This is a genomic window from Brevibacterium limosum, from assembly GCF_011617705.1.
GTDB lineage: Bacteria > Actinomycetota > Actinomycetes > Actinomycetales > Brevibacteriaceae > Brevibacterium > Brevibacterium limosum.
Genome location: NZ_CP050154.1, coordinates 2,879,096 through 2,896,457 on the forward strand (window position 1 = coordinate 2,879,096; position 17,362 = coordinate 2,896,457).

At 63.1% G+C, this 17,362-nt stretch carries 18 protein-coding genes; 12 read left to right on the top strand and 6 right to left on the bottom strand.

Annotated elements, in window-relative coordinates; translation table 11 throughout:
• Window positions 1-51: 51 nt before the first annotated feature.
• Together GUY37_RS13025 and GUY37_RS13030 are read right to left on the bottom strand one after the other, a co-directional pair.
• The gene (locus GUY37_RS13025; RefSeq protein WP_166826342.1) at window positions 52-1,080 is read right to left on the bottom strand and encodes an intradiol ring-cleavage dioxygenase; all 1,029 of its coding nucleotides are present in this window, start codon (window positions 1,078-1,080) and stop codon (window positions 52-54) included.
• Between the two features lie 94 nt (window positions 1,081-1,174).
• Window positions 1,175-1,894 carry a hypothetical protein gene (locus GUY37_RS13030; protein WP_166826344.1) on the bottom strand — a complete coding sequence of 240 codons (720 nt, stop codon included), beginning with the start codon at window positions 1,892-1,894 and terminating at the stop codon, window positions 1,175-1,177.
• A gap of 181 nt (window positions 1,895-2,075) precedes the next feature.
• On the opposite strand from GUY37_RS13030, the gene GUY37_RS13035 reads away from it, so the two are divergent.
• Window positions 2,076-2,996 carry a CPBP family intramembrane glutamic endopeptidase gene (locus GUY37_RS13035; RefSeq protein WP_166826347.1) on the top strand — a complete coding sequence of 307 codons (921 nt, stop codon included), beginning with the start codon at window positions 2,076-2,078 and terminating at the stop codon, window positions 2,994-2,996.
• Here the strand turns inward: GUY37_RS13035 and GUY37_RS13040 are convergent.
• Both GUY37_RS13040 and GUY37_RS13045 read right to left on the bottom strand, forming a co-directional pair.
• The gene (locus tag GUY37_RS13040) at window positions 2,982-4,172 is read right to left on the bottom strand and encodes a M20 metallopeptidase family protein (protein ID WP_166826350.1); all 1,191 of its coding nucleotides are present in this window, start codon (window positions 4,170-4,172) and stop codon (window positions 2,982-2,984) included. The two genes, GUY37_RS13035 and GUY37_RS13040, sit on opposite strands and share 15 nt — an antisense overlap.
• A gap of 79 nt (window positions 4,173-4,251) precedes the next feature.
• Window positions 4,252-5,610, bottom strand: a complete 1,359-nt coding sequence (locus tag GUY37_RS13045) for a metal-dependent hydrolase family protein (RefSeq protein ID WP_208094679.1) — start codon at window positions 5,608-5,610, stop codon at window positions 4,252-4,254.
• Window positions 5,611-5,861: 251 nt separating this feature from the next.
• Here GUY37_RS13045 and GUY37_RS13050 point away from each other — a divergent pair, with 251 nt between their 5' ends.
• From GUY37_RS13050 to GUY37_RS13095, 10 genes are all read left to right on the top strand, one after another.
• Complete coding sequence (locus GUY37_RS13050) at window positions 5,862-6,134, top strand: hypothetical protein (RefSeq protein ID WP_166826353.1); 273 nt, start codon at window positions 5,862-5,864, stop codon at window positions 6,132-6,134.
• Window positions 6,135-6,217: 83 nt separating this feature from the next.
• Window positions 6,218-6,472 (top strand): hypothetical protein, encoded by a 255-nt coding sequence (locus GUY37_RS13055; RefSeq protein ID WP_166826355.1) that lies wholly within the window; start codon window positions 6,218-6,220, stop codon window positions 6,470-6,472.
• 64 nt (window positions 6,473-6,536) lie between these two features.
• On the top strand, window positions 6,537-7,433 hold the full coding sequence (locus tag GUY37_RS13060; protein ID WP_166826358.1) for a tyrosine-type recombinase/integrase: 897 nt from the start codon (window positions 6,537-6,539) through the stop codon (window positions 7,431-7,433).
• A 71-nt stretch (window positions 7,434-7,504) separates the two neighbouring features.
• A complete protein-coding gene (locus tag GUY37_RS13065; protein WP_166826361.1) occupies window positions 7,505-8,089 on the top strand; it encodes a hypothetical protein in 585 nt (194 codons plus the stop codon).
• 14 nt (window positions 8,090-8,103) lie between these two features.
• Window positions 8,104-8,394: a glutaredoxin domain-containing protein gene (locus tag GUY37_RS13070; RefSeq protein ID WP_166826364.1), complete on the top strand. Its 291-nt coding sequence runs from the start codon at window positions 8,104-8,106 to the stop codon at window positions 8,392-8,394.
• Window positions 8,395-8,573: 179 nt separating this feature from the next.
• Window positions 8,574-10,418 (top strand): hypothetical protein, encoded by a 1,845-nt coding sequence (locus tag GUY37_RS13075; protein ID WP_166826367.1) that lies wholly within the window; start codon window positions 8,574-8,576, stop codon window positions 10,416-10,418.
• Window positions 10,415-11,899 (top strand): hypothetical protein, encoded by a 1,485-nt coding sequence (locus GUY37_RS13080; protein ID WP_166826370.1) that lies wholly within the window; start codon window positions 10,415-10,417, stop codon window positions 11,897-11,899. Before GUY37_RS13075 ends, GUY37_RS13080 begins: the two co-directional genes overlap by 4 nt.
• Before the next feature lie 42 nt (window positions 11,900-11,941).
• Entirely contained in the window at window positions 11,942-13,033 is a 1,092-nt protein-coding gene (locus GUY37_RS13085) for a peptidoglycan DD-metalloendopeptidase family protein (RefSeq protein ID WP_166826373.1), read from the top strand.
• 6 nt (window positions 13,034-13,039) lie between these two features.
• Entirely contained in the window at window positions 13,040-14,161 is a 1,122-nt protein-coding gene (locus tag GUY37_RS13090) for a hypothetical protein (RefSeq protein WP_166826376.1), read from the top strand.
• A 459-nt stretch (window positions 14,162-14,620) separates the two neighbouring features.
• Entirely contained in the window at window positions 14,621-14,866 is a 246-nt protein-coding gene (locus tag GUY37_RS13095) for a hypothetical protein (RefSeq protein WP_166826379.1), read from the top strand.
• Here GUY37_RS13095 and GUY37_RS13100 read toward each other — a convergent pair.
• On the bottom strand, window positions 14,833-15,243 hold the full coding sequence (locus tag GUY37_RS13100; protein WP_166826381.1) for a hypothetical protein: 411 nt from the start codon (window positions 15,241-15,243) through the stop codon (window positions 14,833-14,835). The genes GUY37_RS13095 and GUY37_RS13100 overlap by 34 nt on opposite strands.
• A 305-nt stretch (window positions 15,244-15,548) precedes the next feature.
• A complete protein-coding gene (locus GUY37_RS13105) occupies window positions 15,549-16,343 on the bottom strand; it encodes a hypothetical protein (protein ID WP_166826384.1) in 795 nt (264 codons plus the stop codon).
• Between the two features lie 195 nt (window positions 16,344-16,538).
• Between GUY37_RS13105 and GUY37_RS13110 the strand changes: the two genes are divergently transcribed.
• Window positions 16,539-17,333, top strand: a complete 795-nt coding sequence (locus GUY37_RS13110) for a hypothetical protein (protein WP_166826386.1) — start codon at window positions 16,539-16,541, stop codon at window positions 17,331-17,333.
• Window positions 17,334-17,362 lie beyond the last annotated feature (29 nt).

A 17,362-nucleotide genomic window follows, 5' to 3' on the forward strand; every position in this document is an offset into this window, starting at 1 on the left:
GGCGAAGTCACCGGGGGTTCGTGTCGGTTGGTCCCTTCTCGGTCGGGGCGTTCAGCTGTCGTCGCTTCCGGATGAACCATCTGCGGACGATCCGCCCGCAGGCGGTGTTCCGCCGTCCGGTCCGGCCCCTCCTTCAGGAGGGTTTCCGCCCTCAGGAGGGGTTCCGCTCTGACCGCCGCCGCTTCCTGGGGCTGCGCCGCCGGCCGGTTCGGTGTCGGTGTCGACGGGGACGTCGAGGGAGGCGGAGTACCCGGACTCCGTGTCGCCGCTGATCGTGGCGAGCTGGTGCTCTCCTCCGTCGTCGCCGAAGACATTGTCATCGTCGAGAGTGATGGCCGAGAGGTTCTTCGCCGATCCGTCGTAGGCGTCGAGGGCGAACACGGCGTCGCAGGCATCTTCGGGCAGGGCCATCTGCGAGGTGGCGATAGCGTTCTCGGCATCGGTGATGGAGTCGACGTCCGGGTAGACCTCGAAGTGGATGTGGGTCCACCGGCCGGAGTAGCAGCCGGGGAAGACCGAGGTGAAGGTGACTTCACCGGCGGCATCGGCGACTTGGACACCGCGCAGCCAGGTCGCGTCCTCGACTCCGTCGGAATACATCGAGTAGCGGCCCTGAGCGTCACAGTGCCAGGCGTAGACGGCGACGCCTTCGAACGGGGCATTGTCACCGGCCATATCGGTGACCTTGAGGGTGAAGGTCAGGGGCACACCGTCGACGGTGTCGGTGCCGTCGATGTTCGCCCGGATGTCCGAACGCACGATTCCGGACTCTTCGAGGATGTCCGGGCCGTTCGAGCCGTCTGCAGGATACGGTCCGGCCGTCTCGGCGGGGATCTCGGTGACCGATCCGCCGCCGCTCGTGGCCGAATCCGTCGTGCCGGAGGCTGCGGAGGTGCACGCGGCCAGGGCCATGGTGCCGACACCGGCGCCGACGAGTCCGAGGACTCCGCGGCGGCTGAAGAGGGTGCGGATGTCGAACGAGGCGCCCTGATCGACGACCTCCTCGTCGGGACGGTCGAGGAGCCGTCCTTCGTAGGCGGGTCCGTTCGGGGTCTGGTCGGGTTCGGGTACGCGGGCCATGAGCTGTCCTTCCTTCGATGATGTGTGATGACACCATCGTGGTGACCGGCTCTGGCGCAGGACTGTGGCGTTCCTGGGCCGCGACTGTGGATGCTCAGGCGGGCTGCGTTCCGTCCCACCAGTCGAGGACCCGCTGGGCCTGCAATGTCACCCATTTCGACGGTTCACCGGCGCGGCGGAACAGATTCCTGGAGAGGAGGTACTCCTCTCCCCCGGCTCTGGCGCGCTGCACACGTGGGCCGTCACCGGTGTGCTTCTGGTAGTCGAGGAGGGCGATCAGCGCGTTGAGGGTGGAGTGATAGGACGAGACCTCCGAGCCTTCGACCCATTCGCAGTTCCACCCGCCGTCGGGAAGCTGGTGGTCGAGGAACCAGTCCACGAGGCCGTCGACATCGGCGTCCAACCACAGACCGTTCGACAGTGTCCACGAATTGATGCACACGTCGACCTCACCGTCCCAGTAGGGAAGGTCTTCGTATTCCCACCGCGCGGCCCTGAGCCTCTCGGCCGTTCCCTCCAACGCCGAGGCGGCCAACCCCCATTCGCGCAGGTCCTTCAGCGCCCACGTCGTCGCCGTCCAGGGCTGTGCTCGGTCATCGTCGAAGGTGAAGTCGGACGGGAAGAACGCCCCGCCGGCCCATTGCCCGTCCGGGTCCTGGTGGGACAGCAGATCGGCACCGAATCCCTCGTGGGCGACTTTCGCTCGGGTTGCCTGCCAGCTCGTTTCCTCCGCACCGAGCAGGTCGCGTTCGACCTGCCACCGCAGTGCCGGATCGGAATCGAGCAGCCAGTCGGACAGTTGTGTGCTGATCATCGTTGATCTCCCACATCGATCGAACAGTCTCTTCGAGAGTAGGCGCCGAACCGTGCGATGACCATACCCCAGTCGCGGAAGACGGCTGAAAGGATCGTCGCCGAGGCGGGCCTTGACCCTGTTCCGAGCACAGGGTCTTCCATGGCAGTCAGACAGAGACGACCAGTGAAAGGACTTGACGATGTCTGCTGCGAACAGCCTGGACGAGGCTTCCCGTCCCTTCGGTGCTCAGCTCACGATGCGCTGGTGGGTGCCCATTCTGCTGACCGTCCTCGTAGTCGGAGCCACCTACGCGCTGCAGGCACTGTTCCTCTCCGCCGCCGCGATCATCGAGGTGGGCCTGTGGGGCAAGGACCCCCACGATGCCACCCTGACACCACTGACCTATCTGGCGACGAACCTCGCGATCATCCTGTTGGCTCCGCTGACGCTCATGGTCCTGCGACTGGCGACGAAGACGCCGTGGCGCAGCGTCATGACCACCATCCGCCGGTTCTCCTGGCGCCGGCTCGGAAGCTATACGCTGCTGTTTGCGGGGCTGATGATCTTCCTCAACGTAATCCTCGCCCTCGTTCACCCCTCTCCCGGTTCGGCCTTCCAGGTCACCGGAACGACGACCCTGCTGCTGGCAGTCGTGCTGCTGACCACTCCGCTTCAGGCCGCCGCTGAGGAGATCACCTTCCGGGGAGTGCTCACGGCATCGTACGCGTCGTGGATCCGTGCCGCGCGTCCGACGCTCATCGTCGGAATCAGCCTGTCGACCCTGCTGTTCGCGCTCCTGCACACGAGTTCGGATCCGTGGATGTTCCTCAACTACCTCGGGCTCGGTGCGAGCACGGCTCTCATAGCGCTGCTCGGTCGTGGCTTGGAGGCGTCCATTGCGTTCCACGCGATGAACAACGTCTTCGCCATGGCGATCGGTTCGCTCTTCGCCTTCGGCGGAGGGATCAGCCAGGACCGTTCGGCCGGTGCCGCAGGACCGTACATGCTGCTGTTCATCCTCGCCCAGGCGATCGCTGTAGTGCTGGTGTGGAGGATCGAGAAGAGGCGGACGCATGACTCCGAAACGGGGAGGGCAGAGCTCCGCTTAGCCGCGCAGTGACCGCTCCCAGGCCAAGGTCGCGAGCGCGGCTGCCTGGTCGGGGAGGTGAGCATCGTCGAACAGAACCTCGGGTGAATGATTGATCGCAGCCGTCTCCGGATCGATGCCTTCGGGTGACACGAAGAAGAACACGAAGGCACCGGGCACCTGCTCGAGCACGAAGGAGAAGTCCTCGGACCCCATGAGCGGGTCCGGGACCTGCACCACTCGCTCGACGCCGAATCGATCGGTCAGTGCGGCCAATGCGAAGGCGGCTTCGTCCCCGTCATTGACCGTGACGGGGTACTGCTCGGTCCAGACCACCTCGGCCGTGCACCCGTGTGCTGCCGCGATCGACTCAGCCTGCCGTGCGGCGAGTTCGGGGAACTTCCGCGTCGTCTCGTGGGAGAGAGTGCGCACGGAGGCCCCGAGTTTCGCCGAGGCGGGGATGACGTTGACGGCTTCTCCTGCCTCCAGCTGGGTCACCTGGGCGACGATGGGGTCGAAGACGCTGAATGATCCGGTGACCATCGACTGCAGGGCCTGTCCGAGTTCGAGGATCGGACGGACCGGGTCGACGGCGTCTTCCGGTCGCGAGCTGTGTCCGCCGCTGCCGTGCATGGTCACGTGCAGCGTATTCGCTCCAGCCATGATCGTGCCCGGTCTGGTCACGAAGGTTCCCGGCGGTCCCGGGGCCACGTGGATCGCGTAGGCGGCGTCGGGCCTCTGCCCGATGGCTTCGAACATCCGTTCTTCGAGCATGATCTTCGCCCCGCCCATGCCCTCTTCGCCGGGTTGGAACATGAAGGCCACGGTCCCTGAGAGGTCGGCCTGATGGGCGGACAGCAGCTGTGCGGCTCCGACGAGTCCCGAGACATGGAGATCGTGTCCGCAGGCGTGCATGTTTCCGTTCGCCGACGCGAAATCGAGTCCGGTCGCCTCGACGACGGGCAGAGCGTCCATGTCCCCGCGCAGCAGCACTGTCGGGCCGGGGTGTGCTCCCCGCAGGACAGCGACGATCGAGCTGAGTCCCCGACCGAGGGTGATCTCGAGCGGCAGTCCTTCGAGGGCGCGGAGAATGCGTCGTTGCGTCTCCGGCAGGTCGAGGCCGACTTCGGGATTGCGATGGAGATCGCGGCGCAGTTCGCGCAGATCGTCGGCAAAGGCGCGGGCTTCGCTGGTGAAATCGAGTGTCACGGTGTGCTGTCCTTCTGGGAGTCGGCGCAGGAAGCGGCAGGTCGTTCTTCTGGCCCACCGCAGACATCCGCTGAACGGGTCAGGGGGAGATCAGTGCTCGCTTCGGAGGGTCGGGGAACCATGAGTCGCTGTCTTTGACGAGTACCCCGCCCTGGAGGATCGCTTTGACGTTGTCCGGTTCGGCCAGCGGCGTGATGTCGGTGATGGGATCGAAGTCGACGATGATGAGGTCCGCGAGTCTGCCCGCTTCAAGTGTGCCGATGTCGCCGTCGAGACGGAGGAGTTCGGCGGCGCTGCGGGTGCCGGCCACGATAGCCTCCATCGGATTCAGCCCGAGTTCGACGGCATGGACTGGTTCCCACAGGTTCTGCCCGTGCGGGCACACTCCGGCGTCCGTGCCCAGAGCCGTCCGGACCCCTGCCTCGAGCGCTGCCGCCACGCGTTCGCGGGCGATCGCCGACCACTGGGCCTTCTTCTCGTAGAGGTAAGCGGGAACGTCCCGGGGATCCGGCACGCGCAGGGCACTCGTGAGCGTGGGGACCAGGAACGTGCCATGTTCGAGCATGAGGTCGATGCCTTCATCGTCGATTCCGTAGCCGTGTTCGATCGATGCGGCGCCGCCGCGGATGGCAGCCTTGATTCCTTCCGCCCCTTGGGCGTGGGCGGCGACCGGCTGGTGTGAACGCTTCGCCGTTTCGGCGACGATGAGTCGCACATGCTCCTCGGGGACACCGATGTCATCCGGGGTGTCCGTCGGACTCGACACTCCGCCGGTCGTGCAGACCTTGACGACGTCAGCCCCTCCTCGCACGAGAAGCCTCACCATCCGCCGAACGTCGTCATCGGTGTCGATGATCGGGTCCATCGGCAGCCCCATCGGCACCGGCCGGCCGTTGGGCAGAGTGAAGTCGGTGTGACCGCCGGTCGGGGAGAGCGGGACGACGGCGATGTGCATGCGCGGTCCTCGGATGAGGCCGGCCTCGACGGCGTCTCTGACTCCGCGGTCGATTCCGCCGAGATCGCGGACCGTCGTCACACCGGCCATCAGAGTCTGATTCGCTCGCAGCCCCATCCGGAACACGCGCTCGGAATCGAATCGCGCCGCCTCGGCAGGCTGGTCTTCGATGGACAGGCCCAGGTGGACATGCGCATCGATGAACCCCGGCAGGATGGTCTTGCCGGTCAGATCGACGACAGTGACAGTCGGCTCGTCGCGCCTGCCGCCTTCCGCGGACTCGTCACATCGGCGGGCGGGGCCTGCGTAGACGATGCGTCCGCCGTCGACCTCGATCTCGGCGTCGGCGACAACCTCACCGCCGGTGCCGTCGATGAGCCTGGCGCCCCGGAGGATGAGTCGGTCGGCGCCGTCAGGCGTGGTGGGAAGGTAGGCAGCCGCCGTGCGGGACTCCCTGTCATCACTTCCAGTGGCGCGCTTCACACGGCAAGACTTGCACGGTCGGCAGGAGACGCGCAATACCGGGACGGAGAGTTCCCGAATACAGAAACTCCCCCACCGGACTCTTCGTCGCGATGAGGGAGTTGAACGGTAGCGGGAGGGGGACTCGATCCCCCGACCTCACGATTAAGCGATCAATTTGCTAGCCCCGTCCAGCCAATCCCAAGTGGTCAATGCGCCGCTGCAGTCATCACCTTCAGCCTCATCCGCTTCGCGGTCGGTGGTGTCCGGCAGTGGTAGCCAAGCATCTCACCATCCGCGCAATGAAGTTGATGCTAACGCGAACTGGCGTTGACTACTCGGAACTCTCCTTCGAACACATCGACCGGTCTGCCATCCACACTGGTGGAACCTACGAAGGGCAGTACGTCGAGAAGATCGATATCAAGATTTCCGGACCGAAATCACTGCGACAGCAAGCTGGATCGGCACTGTTCGAGCAAGGACTCGAATGTGCCCCCTCTCCCGACTGTGACTACTACTCGCGCGGGGCAAAACCGTTCTGACAATCAGCAAACTAGTCCACGCCAGACCTAACCTGTAGGTTCAGATCATCATCGCAACTCGATACCAGCAAGGGAGCAGTACCATGAGCGCGATCATCTTGACCGTCATCGGCATAGCCATCATCGGACTCATCTCCGTTCTTGCGATCACGATCGGGGTCGCAATCCTGCGGTTCGCGATTTGGGGGATCACCCTCACCGGAATCATCGGCGTAATCGTCACCATCGGCTACGACATCGACAGCCCCTACACCGCAACGCTCTGGCTCATGGCAATTGGCGGCATACTCACAATCGCTCTAATCGGTTGGGTCCGAACTACAGCAGCCCGCAACTAACTTCTTCGTTCCTGGCATTAAATGGGCAGCCCCCCGCCCGTGACCAGGAACAAAGGAGGACCCATTGCCTGCAAACCCAACGCTCAATCGCAAGCACACCAAACTGCTCGCTGGCTACACCACATCACTTGCTGCTTACAACGCAGCCAGCACCGTCGAGATCCGCGAGTACTACCTCAGACGGTTCATGCTCTGGGCACAAGCCGAAGGACACGCGAACGTGCTCAAGCTTGGCCTCCAAGACCTTATGACCTGGCTGGCCAAACACATCGGCCCCTCGATCTCCACCAAACGTTCCGGCCGCGCCGCTCTCACGACCTTCTACCGGTGGGCGACCGACGTCGAGCACACCAAAGCTAACCCATCATCGAAACTGCCCCCGATCCGCAGCTCCCGCGGCGTCCCGAACCCGTGCCCTAATGACGTGATCGCGCAAGGCCTCTCCCGATGCACCCGCCCTAAAGACGTTCTGATGATCCTGTTCGGGGAACTCCAGGGTATGAGGGCTGGTGAAATCGCCCAATCACACTCAGACGATGTTCTCCTTGCCACCCGACAACTCCGGATTCTCGGAAAAGGCAACAAAGAACGAATCGTGCCCCTCCACCCGCTGCTTCTCGAAATCCTGCCAACCTTCCCGGCTGGATATTTCTTCCCCTCAGCACTCAACGCCACCGGCCACATGCTCAACCGCTCGATCGGCCGCCGTATCCGCCATCTTCTCGGATATCAAAAGGGCAGGCACGCTCACAGTCTGCGCCACAAGTTCGCCGTCGACGCGCTCGAGCTCAACCACGACATCTTGGCCCTCCGTGATCTCCTCGGCCACGCCAATGTCGCAACAACCCAGATTTACACGAAAGCCTCAACCGCCCGACTCGAGGCCATGGTCACGGCCCTTCCCGAACCACCAGGACGTCGGGCTCGTCTCACACAGCTGCGCTACGAGCTCACTGACTAATTCTTCGGCGACACACATTCGCTCCCGTCTTCCGGAATTCCCGGCAGTACCCCAGACGGAAGGACACCACAATGAGCAAGATCCCTACCCACTACCCGGTGAAGTACAAATGCGGACACACCGCCAAACGCGACCTGTCCAAAGTTCCACCCTCCCGCCGAGCGCAGGCGGCCCAATCCGACTTCTTCGCCACAAAGGCCGGGAAGAACGGCGACGGCATGGTCTGCCCACGCTGCTTCGCCGAGTCTCGAGAACACGACCGAGACGCCTTCCTCAACCAGCTCATGCTCGATACCGAAGCATTCGAAGAAGAACACCACCTGCCCAGCCTCGAAGGCACAGAGAAGATGGTCACCTCAGGATTGATCACCTCAGCCCGCCGCGACCGCTACTCCGTCCTCGACGAAATCCTGCGCAACGAAACCACCGACACCAACACAATCCTCACCGCCGCCCGATCACTGACCTGGGCCGGCTGGTGGGCAACGAACCTCGGATACAAAACCCGCACCCAACTCGACTACGGACCCGAGGAATACGTTGAACTCATCACCGATGGTGCCGCCGAAGAAGCCAAGCGCGATGCCCGCGATACCACCGATCGCATTACGAGCGAAAACCCCCACGACTGGAACCCGGACGCTGATCCCCAATGAGTAAGGAGCCCGATATGCCCACCATCACCGTGTGGTCCAAACCAGGATGCGTGCAATGCAACGCAACGACACGCACTCTCAACCACGAGAATGTGCCCTACACCGAAAACGACCTCACCGACCCGAAGCATCGACAACAGCTCGAGGCGTTCGTCGCTCAAGGTTTCCGTGAAGCACCGATCGTGCAGACTCCCACCGATACGTGGTCGGGTTTCAGACCGGACAAGCTGTCCACCGTCGTGGCCCATCACCGGGCAGCAACGCCCAGCCCGGCCGTTTCGGTCGATGGTCCGCACGTCGCCTGACCGACTCCCTGCACAGTGTGGTCGTCGACTCCACCAGTCGACGACCACACTCGTGTTCGCGGGCAAGGGCCGTAGTGACAAACATTTCGGGCCCGTCACCGGTAACTGGCGTGAAACCCCCAATTGGTAGGTGGAGAAACTGAGTCATGCGAAACATTACAGACGATCCGGAGGTCCCCATGACACTGCACTCTGTGTCCACCGGCCCCGAGACCCCTCCCACTGGATTCATCCTCACAGCAGCAGTGACGATCATCGACCGCACTCGCATCGCGGTGCCCACCACTTCCCTGTCCGAAGCCACGACGCTAATCCTGCGCCGCCGCCACCGTGATACCCCGATCGTCGAACTCTCACCAGCACATACTCAACCCAGTGACGACACGCCCCCAGCATTTGAGGCCCACCGCTGGTACGTCACCCCCAACGGGCTCACTCCTGTCCCGAACGATTCCACCGAACTTACCACCTACAAACTGTCATTCCACGACTTCTCCATCATCAGCGCCGACACCGGCGCCACCATGCCCCGTACAGCCGACCTCGACGCCGTCATTGCCGCCGTCCAAGCCCTAGCCAACAGGCACGTCCACCCCCTCCAACTGACCTCGACACTGCCCGGATTCATCACCCAAACCATCCATCCCCAAGAGTTCGACAACGGTGACGACGAGGACGACACTGATCATCTCTTCGACGAGGACGACACTCCACCGGCCTCTCCTCTGGCCCGACTCCTGTCCCGGTTCCGCAAACCACGCTCTTCAACACCCAGCAACGACCCCTTAACCCTGTTCACAGACCCCGACAGCTCGGACGCCGAGACCGCAGAACAGCTCATCATTCCTCCACGCACCAGCACTCCCCCCAACACTCCGACCCACAACCCACCCCCGACAACAAACCGGTGGGCATGGATCCGGCACCCAGCCACTCAGATCACCATCGCCAGCCTCCTGCTCATCGCCGTGGTCACGGCAATGGTCATCATCTTCTTCCCCCGCGAAGACCCCAAACCACCCCTGCCCACCGAAGTCACCGTCCTCGACGCCGCGACACCAATCGACACCGATACCTTGGTCGGCTTCGACACCGAACTGTGGTCGATCGACTCGTCGAAAGCCGCTGCCCTGTCCTGGTTCGGCGCTGGAGTGGCCTATATCGACAAAAAGTCCGGCGACCTGGTCCTGGATGACCCCGGCACCGGCGACACCATCACCACCGCATCACTTGAGTCCCCGGTGAAGTACACCGCTGAATTCCTCATCGGTGATACTCCAGCGATTGCCGCCCGCACCGAGAAGTCCGTGATCGCTCTCACCGCCGACGGCAAAACACACACCTGGCCCATTTCCGGCGACCAAACCGTGTCTGTCACTGGCACCACTCCCATGGTCACCACTGCCGATGGCACTGTTCACGCTCTCGTCTTCGGCGAAGACAAGCCCGTCAAGGTCACGACGAACCCCCAATACATCCCCGCCGCGATCGACGCCTCCACCTTGTATGAGTTCGCTGCTGACCGACCCGAGCTCGTCGCGATTCCCTTCGGCTCCGACGCTGACGATCCCGCCACCATCACACTTCCAGAACCGGTCGAAGATGCAGCATTCTCCCGGCACCTGTCCATCGGACACGGATACGCCGTGACTCTTTGGACGCTCCACGACACCACCATGGCCGCGATCCACGATCTCCACGACAACGGGACCGTCACCGCCACCGTCGAAGTCCCCGACACCGTCGAGAGCTGGCAGATCGGGCGAGGAATGACTACGGCGATCCTCGGCCCTTACGCCATCGACCTGAACACCGGCACCCCGACTTCTCGCGCCGAAACCGACTTCATCACGGCTCTGGGGCCGCTTGCCGTAACCGAACCTGACTCACAACGCGTCTATATCCGCGATGGCCGTGCCTCCACAAGCTCCCATCGCATCATCGGCTACACCGCCGACGACATCGCCATTATCCGTACATCAGACGGCACCGTCACCGCCCTGAAGAAAGGCTCCAACTCATGACACCCCCTCGACAGTCCCCGACCGTCTCCCGCCGCATCGCCGCAGCGACCATCGCAATCGGGGTCGCCACCGCCACCGGCACGGCACCCGCTATCGCCGCAACCCTCAACCCCGACGAAACCGCGACCGTCGACCGTGGCGAGTTGTCACCGCTACCTGCCACCCAGCCTACGGACCCGGTCACAGTTCCCACACTTCCCCGCCCACCGGCTCCCACCGAAGAGCCAACGGATACTCCCACCAAGAAACCGTCTCCACCGCCGACCGATGAACCCACGGAACCGGACGAACCAACCGACCCACCGAAAGAGGACGGCTACGACCCGACGAACCCCGGCGAACATGACACACCCGATGAGGGACAGCCAGCTCCTCCCGACGACATCGAGCACACTTACCCCGAGGACAACACCGACCCAGTCACCGTCTCCCCCGGAACCGACGATGACGCGTTCAAACCCAAGACTCTGCAGCTGATTGATCCCGCGACCGGCAAGCGTACGCTCGTCGTCGTAGTCGCCGACATCGGCTCATTCACCACTGGCGGAGACGGCGCAATCACCTTCTCTCCCTTCGCCCCGTTCGAGGGGTCGGTGACCGTAAAGTACCAGCTCCAGACAACTACCGGTGGTTGGACTACCGGATGGTTCACTGTCATTGGCGGCGGCGAGTCCGAACCGGCCCCCGGTGGTTCTGATCACGACAGTGACACCAACGCCGACTCCGACGCCTCAGCCACCGACGACACCAACGCCGACTCCGACGCCTCGGCCGCCGACGATGCCAACGGCAACGCTGAGGCCAATGGTCCCTCCGATGCTGCCACCAACGGCGACGGGTCCGCCTCCGGAGCCGACGCTGCCGCGGCTGGCTCTGCCCAAGCCAACGCAGACGCCGACGCAACCACACCCCCAGGGGACGCTGACGCCCAAACCGACGCCAACGGCAACGCCACCGCTGCCGGTGACGTCCCACCTCCCCCCGACGGCAATAGCACCGCCGATGCTGCCGGAGAGCCCGCACCCCCTACACCTCCCGCTCCTGAAGATCCTCCCACTGATGATGATCCATCCGATGACGTGCAGGAGCCTAACGATTCCGCCGACTCCGCGGCAGATGACTCCGACGTGGTCGACGACTCCAACCTCGACAACGATGCCCCGAATGTGCCCGGCGATATTCCGGAACTTCCGACCGACGATGGCCACGATCGCCGCGACATTGACGTTCCCCGCGATGGCACACTCATCACCGCCGGAGACGAAGACCACCCCTCGCCCGACCCCACAGATGGCCCCACCCCGACTGAAGACTCCGACGAGCCTGTCATCACCGATGACACCCCCACAGACCCGGACGCCAATGCAGCACCAGCGGCCAGCTCGATGAACCCCGTCGGCACCATCGCCGTGCTCGCCGGCCTCGCCGTTCTCGCCGGTGCAGGCATCTTCGTCATCGCACGGCGTCGACGTCGGGACTGACACCCCACACTCCCCTCGCATCCCCAACCACGGAGACCCAGCATGCTCATCCTCGTTCGCAAGCTCGGACCCGTCCTCGGGGCGCTGGCCTTTGTTACCGCGATCATCACCATCGCCTTGTTCGTGGCGATCCTGGCTGTCTTCGCTCCCGTTAATGACTCCGGCGGCTCTGGTGCCGCTGCCGCCCCGGTCTGCACTCCCGGCGAGGGACCGGGCGAAGTGCAGATCCCCGACGAATACATCGATTTCGTCGAAGACGCCTCCAGCGTCTCAGGTGTCGCGGTCGCGATCCTCGGTGCCCAGCTTCAACAGGAATCCGGATGGAACCCCAAAGCCGTCTCCCCGGTCGGTGCCAAAGGTCTGGCGCAATTCATGCCCGGGACGTGGGCGACGTTCGGTGAGGGCGGGGACCCGTTCGACCCCGAAGACGCAATCGCTGCCCAGGGCCGGTACATGAAGTACCTCTTCGACTTCATGGAACCCCACAACCGCGGAGACGACGAATACCACGTCAAACTCATCCTTGCTGGATACAACGCCGGACAAGGAGCCGTCGCATCCTATGACTACGACCTCGACAAGATGTTCAACGACCCCGCCAAACCCGACTACAAGAACCAAACTCAGCACTACGTCGAAGTCATCACAGACGCGGCTGCGGGCAACTACACCACCGGCTGCACCGATGGCGGCGGCGGGGCCGGAGATGTCGTGTTTCCCCTGCCCAAGGGCTCCTGGACCAAGACCTCCGACTACAAGAGCCCGCACCGGCCAGGACACCGCGGAATCGATTACGGGGCGCAGTGCTATGTCACCGACCTCTACGCCGTCACCGATGGCACGATCGTTCGCACCGGCAGTGCTTCCGGTTTCGGGCAGTGGATCGTGATGACGTCGAGCTACGACGACGTGGACTTCGTATACGGGCACATGTCGGACTCCACTGACTTCGTCGCACCCGGAGAGAAAGTCACGGCCGGAACGAAGATCGCCACAGTCGGTACCGAGGGCCGCTCTACCGGATGCCACCTGCACTTCGAAACGTGGAACGGCGGACGGTTCGGCGGCACGGAGACCAATCCCGGCACCTGGCTCAAAGACAACAATGCCGAAGAACTCGAACAAGGCAAGTGAGGAATCATGCGACGTCGCTCATTCTGGATCATCCTGGCAGCCGCCCTCGTGCTCATCATCGCGGCCATAACCGTCCTCCTCACGCGACCGAGCACGCGAACGCTGACGATCGACTCCACCACGGACGCGATCGCAGTCACAATCGACGGACACTCCTACGGCCTCGTCGATGACGGAGACACCATCGACGTGCGCACCCGAGGCACGATCACGATCACCGCGACTAAGGATGGGTTTGACGACTTCCACGAGACCCGCGAGATCACCGACGACGCAACTCTGTCTCTCGAGCTGACTCCGAACACCGACGAAGCCGAGCAGGAAGTCAAAGACGACGCCATGGCCAATGCTATGGAACGCCAAACACAGAAGTGGCCAGTCCTGCGCGACCTCCCGGTCGAATCCGAGCTCTTCCGCGCCTACCAGGGTATCGATAAGAACAGCTCCGACCCGACCGCCTGGACGCTGCACCTCTATCTCTACAAAGGGCATGAACAAGACGGCCGAGAGGCGTTCCAGAAATGGCTTTCCGAAGGCGGGTACAGCATCGACGGCATCCCCATCACCGAACACATCGATTCGAGTCTGGCTCCAGGTGTCGCCGTTGACCCTCCGACACGATCCGAACTGGAGGTGATGAGCACCGACGATGTCGACGTGTACGCCATCCGCGTTCCCGCCAGTGGCGACAGCAACCAACAGGCAGCCGTCGAATTCGCGACAGCGACGACCAGCTGGAACCCCGCCGAGGACAAAACCCGAAATAAGGCACTCGAGCGGGCGGAGCCGTTGATGACCGACAAACTCGCCAAAGCCTCCACCGACGACGTCCGTCAGGGCTACTCCAAGTCTTGGGACTGGGCCACTCAACACCAGGCGCGCTCCTACTCGTGGCCGATCCGCATCGATCAAGACCCCAACGACGACACGACGATCACCGTGGGCATGTGTTGGGCGTTCATCTCCGATGATGCCCCGCCGATGATCGAAGGAGTCCGGGAGTACGAAATCACCCTCGACCCCGAACCGGCTCCCCGAGTGAGTTCCTACACCTACGAGGACCCCACGAGCTTCGTCGCCACCGACCCCTCTGAGGACTGCCTCGCCCCGGAACCGACCACCTCCTGACAGGCGGCCCCAGCCATCTAGAGACAGTGTGCACGGCGGCAACAGGCACGAGCAGCTGACTCGCTGGAGGACTCCGTCGCAACGAAGTTTCTTAGCCTGCGGCACCCTGGTTGGTGCTGGGGTTGAGAGACAGTGCATCCACCGTGACCGACGGGTTGGCCACTTGCTCATGAAATCCTGCCGCACTGGCCGTTCGGCTTAGTTCTGTACTGCGGTTTCGGTGGAGGCTCAGTGTCGTCGTGGTGGCCTGCGTCGCCACCGTCTCGATCACTGGTACGAGCCGAGTTCATCTGATCCGTGCTTGTGCTCCCGCGCCAAAAGTCGTCGCTCAGCGGCAGCCCTGTCCCGCAAGCCTCCTCAGACTGCCTCAATCCAGAAACTTTAACAACAACTCCCCTTGCCCGAGAACTACATATGTTGTTATACTGGTGGTAGGTCAAGACATCACATGGAGGAGCTTTGAACACGAAATTGGACCTCGTTACCGAGATGATGCGCCCACATCTGCACGGGCGCGAGATCACCGATCCGGTCGTCCACCGGGAAATGGCTCAGGGTTGTGGCGGGGCCTTCAACGGAATGCTCTGGCAGGCTGATTCGAAAGGAATCCACTATGGCCCCTACAGTGAGCCCTCACGACTCATCCGCTGGTCTCAAATGGACCGGCTCAGTCAGCCAGCCTTGTTCGACGAGGAGGAATTGTGAGTGCCCAGATCGTCGGTCAGGAATGCCTCTTCGACCTCCCCAACGCCGGGCAGGACAAACCCATGGACTCGACGACAGGACACGCTTTTCGACGCCTTCCCGACGAATTCGCAAAGGCTGAACACACCAGTGATTGGTGGTACGGCGTCGAGGAGTGCATCGGTTGTGGCGCGGTAGCTGACCGCAAAGGGCTCCAGATCACTCACGGGGTCCAGTTTGATGATGAGGGCACGCAGCACTTTCCCAGAGGACCTGGAATGGCCGAGTCCGGTGTGTGCATGCTGATGCTCTTCACCGCCCGCCATGCCCAAATCGCCCAACGCATCGCCGATGGCGATCCGCGGGTGCAGGGGCTCGAAGGTCGGTGCTTCCAACACGAGCTCCGGAAGACGCAGTGTTCGACTGAATGCCGTAGAGCTGATGCACAGCACAAGGCGCGACTGGCTACGCGGGTCTGGGGATCTCATGCTTGGAGTCACCGCAACTGGGTTGGCTGACCAGAATCCCGCACAGGCGGACGGCGAGGCAAGGTGCCGTAGCTCAACCGGGCTGCGACACCCCGGTTGGTGCGGTGGTTGAGTTGATGGCGCGAGGCCCCACTCGCGTCTGCCAGTCTGAGGACTGCAGTGCCCTGCTGGGTGGTGGGCTCTGGTCTATTATTCCGTCGGATGGCGAGGGTCGATCATGTCCACTTCGGCCACGCCTGGGTCATCTTGACCACCGTGACAGGTGTACCGGTTCCGGGAACGGTTTCCGCGCCCTGCCGCACGTCGGTGATCTTCCACTCGGTGCTCGGAGGGAAGATCACCTGACACATTGAGCTTCGAAGAAATCGATCGTCATAGATGTGCTCGAACAGTTCTCGGCTTCGGTGCTCGACAGCGGGAATCGCCAGTCCGCTGAACGCTGTCAGCTCCAGCCTCACGAGCTGAGGCGGGGGTGTGGCGGGGAGTCGGTCGGCACCGTCGTAGAGCAGGGCATCCAGACGGTTCGGAGTTGCGAAACCAAACCCCTTTTCCGTGAAGTAGAGGTCCGGTCGGTGGCCGAAGGTGATGTGCTTTCCAATGTTGGCCACATCCACAGCGTCCGGCTTCGTTTGGTCGGGCAAGCCGAGGCCCCGATGGACGACTATTGATTCGTCGAACGCGAGTTGACGTCCGAGATCGGCGAACACACTGGTGGTTCGCTGATAATACTCGAGCTGGCAACCCAGATCGTACCAGTCGCTGGTTGCCCCAGACGCCCGCCGGTCGAGCGGCATGCCCGAGCGCAGGCTCGTGTTCACCGAATAGACGTCGACCGTCCCGAGCAAGCCCGCCCATGGGTGCAAGTACGGCGAAAGTGCCATCAGTTGCCGATGCCCATTCCTCACGACCGCCGCCTCACTGGGTGTGGTGGGCACCTGCTGCTGATGAGCCTGCACAGCCGCAGCACGGTCCTTCTCCAACTTCTGCTCCATCAGATATTCGATCGACATGCAGTCACACTACAGAAGTGCTCCCACCACCTCAGAATCCTCAAGCTATCCAAATCCAGCACTCCGCGCCGCTCACGTCCTCAACAACGTCACGCTGCCGCACTCCAGTCACCGCCACACGCACTCAGAGCCAAAAGGACAGCACACGTCTGGCACCAAGGTGCATACGGTCCGTTTCGGCGTGGACCCGATGACATGCATGCGGCGGTGAAATCGTGTAGTCGGGGTATGACGAACGATTCGAGACTCTGCCTGGAATGCGGTGGCGAACTGCCGGCGACCGCCACGAAACGGCGGCTGTTCTGCACGAAGAACTGCGGCAAACGCCATCATGCCCGTGCTCAGCGGGCTAAGACGACGATGACCGAGACTGACCAGTTGCGGGCGCAGCTGAATGCGCTGCGGTCCGAGCTGGGACGGAAAGAGTCGCAGCTGGCGGCTGCTCGGGAGACGATCGCGGCCGAGCGCAGCCGTGGGCGGCGGCAGGAGTCGAAGTTCCGTAAGCGGGAGCGACGGCAACTGGCTCATGCTCAACGGGCGATCATGTCTCGGGTGCAGACTCTGGTGGCCACTCGTGACCGGTTGACGGTCGTGCGCAGTGAGCTGTCGGAGGCGATGACCGGTCACGTTGACCGGTCAGACCTCGAGGTGGCCGCGCGACGGATCGTGGACTTGCAGGCGCGAGTGAAGGCGGCGAACGAACGTGTCCGGACCCTGACCGGCCACTACGAAGCGCTTCGTGACCGGTACGTGTCCGTCGTCGAGGACCATAACCGGGCTGGTCAGGTCATCAAGGAGCTGACCGCCGAGCGCGAGCGTGTCCAGGCGGTCATCGATCAGTGGGACATCCTGGCCGGTCGTCTGGCCGAGGCGGTGTCCGGGCGGTCCGGTCAGCTTCCGGCCGATGACCGGACGATTGTCCGGACGTGGGTGGACTGGAAGCGCGGACAAACCCGGTCGACGCTGACCGAGCAGGACCGGTCACGTTGACCAGTCACCGCCTTGAGACCCGTGACCGT

What these genes read in the sequence shown, in the direction of transcription:
- GUY37_RS13105 (WP_166826384.1), bottom strand. Translation starts at nt 16,343, where the DNA reads ATGTCGATCGAATATCTGATGGAGCAGAAGTTGGAGAAGGACCGTGCT.
- GUY37_RS13030 (WP_166826344.1), bottom strand. Translation starts at nt 1,894, where the DNA reads ATGATCAGCACACAACTGTCCGACTGGCTGCTCGATTCCGATCCGGCA.
- GUY37_RS13080 (WP_166826370.1), top strand. Translation starts at nt 10,415, where the DNA reads ATGACACCCCCTCGACAGTCCCCGACCGTCTCCCGCCGCATCGCCGCA.
- GUY37_RS13065 (WP_166826361.1), top strand. Translation starts at nt 7,505, where the DNA reads ATGAGCAAGATCCCTACCCACTACCCGGTGAAGTACAAATGCGGACAC.
- GUY37_RS13110 (WP_166826386.1), top strand. Translation starts at nt 16,539, where the DNA reads ATGCATGCGGCGGTGAAATCGTGTAGTCGGGGTATGACGAACGATTCG.
- GUY37_RS13055 (WP_166826355.1), top strand. Translation starts at nt 6,218, where the DNA reads ATGAGCGCGATCATCTTGACCGTCATCGGCATAGCCATCATCGGACTC.
- GUY37_RS13085 (WP_166826373.1), top strand. Translation starts at nt 11,942, where the DNA reads ATGCTCATCCTCGTTCGCAAGCTCGGACCCGTCCTCGGGGCGCTGGCC.
- GUY37_RS13035 (WP_166826347.1), top strand. Translation starts at nt 2,076, where the DNA reads ATGTCTGCTGCGAACAGCCTGGACGAGGCTTCCCGTCCCTTCGGTGCT.
- GUY37_RS13090 (WP_166826376.1), top strand. Translation starts at nt 13,040, where the DNA reads ATGCGACGTCGCTCATTCTGGATCATCCTGGCAGCCGCCCTCGTGCTC.
- GUY37_RS13070 (WP_166826364.1), top strand. Translation starts at nt 8,104, where the DNA reads ATGCCCACCATCACCGTGTGGTCCAAACCAGGATGCGTGCAATGCAAC.
- GUY37_RS13075 (WP_166826367.1), top strand. Translation starts at nt 8,574, where the DNA reads ATGACACTGCACTCTGTGTCCACCGGCCCCGAGACCCCTCCCACTGGA.
- GUY37_RS13025 (WP_166826342.1), bottom strand. Translation starts at nt 1,080, where the DNA reads ATGGCCCGCGTACCCGAACCCGACCAGACCCCGAACGGACCCGCCTAC.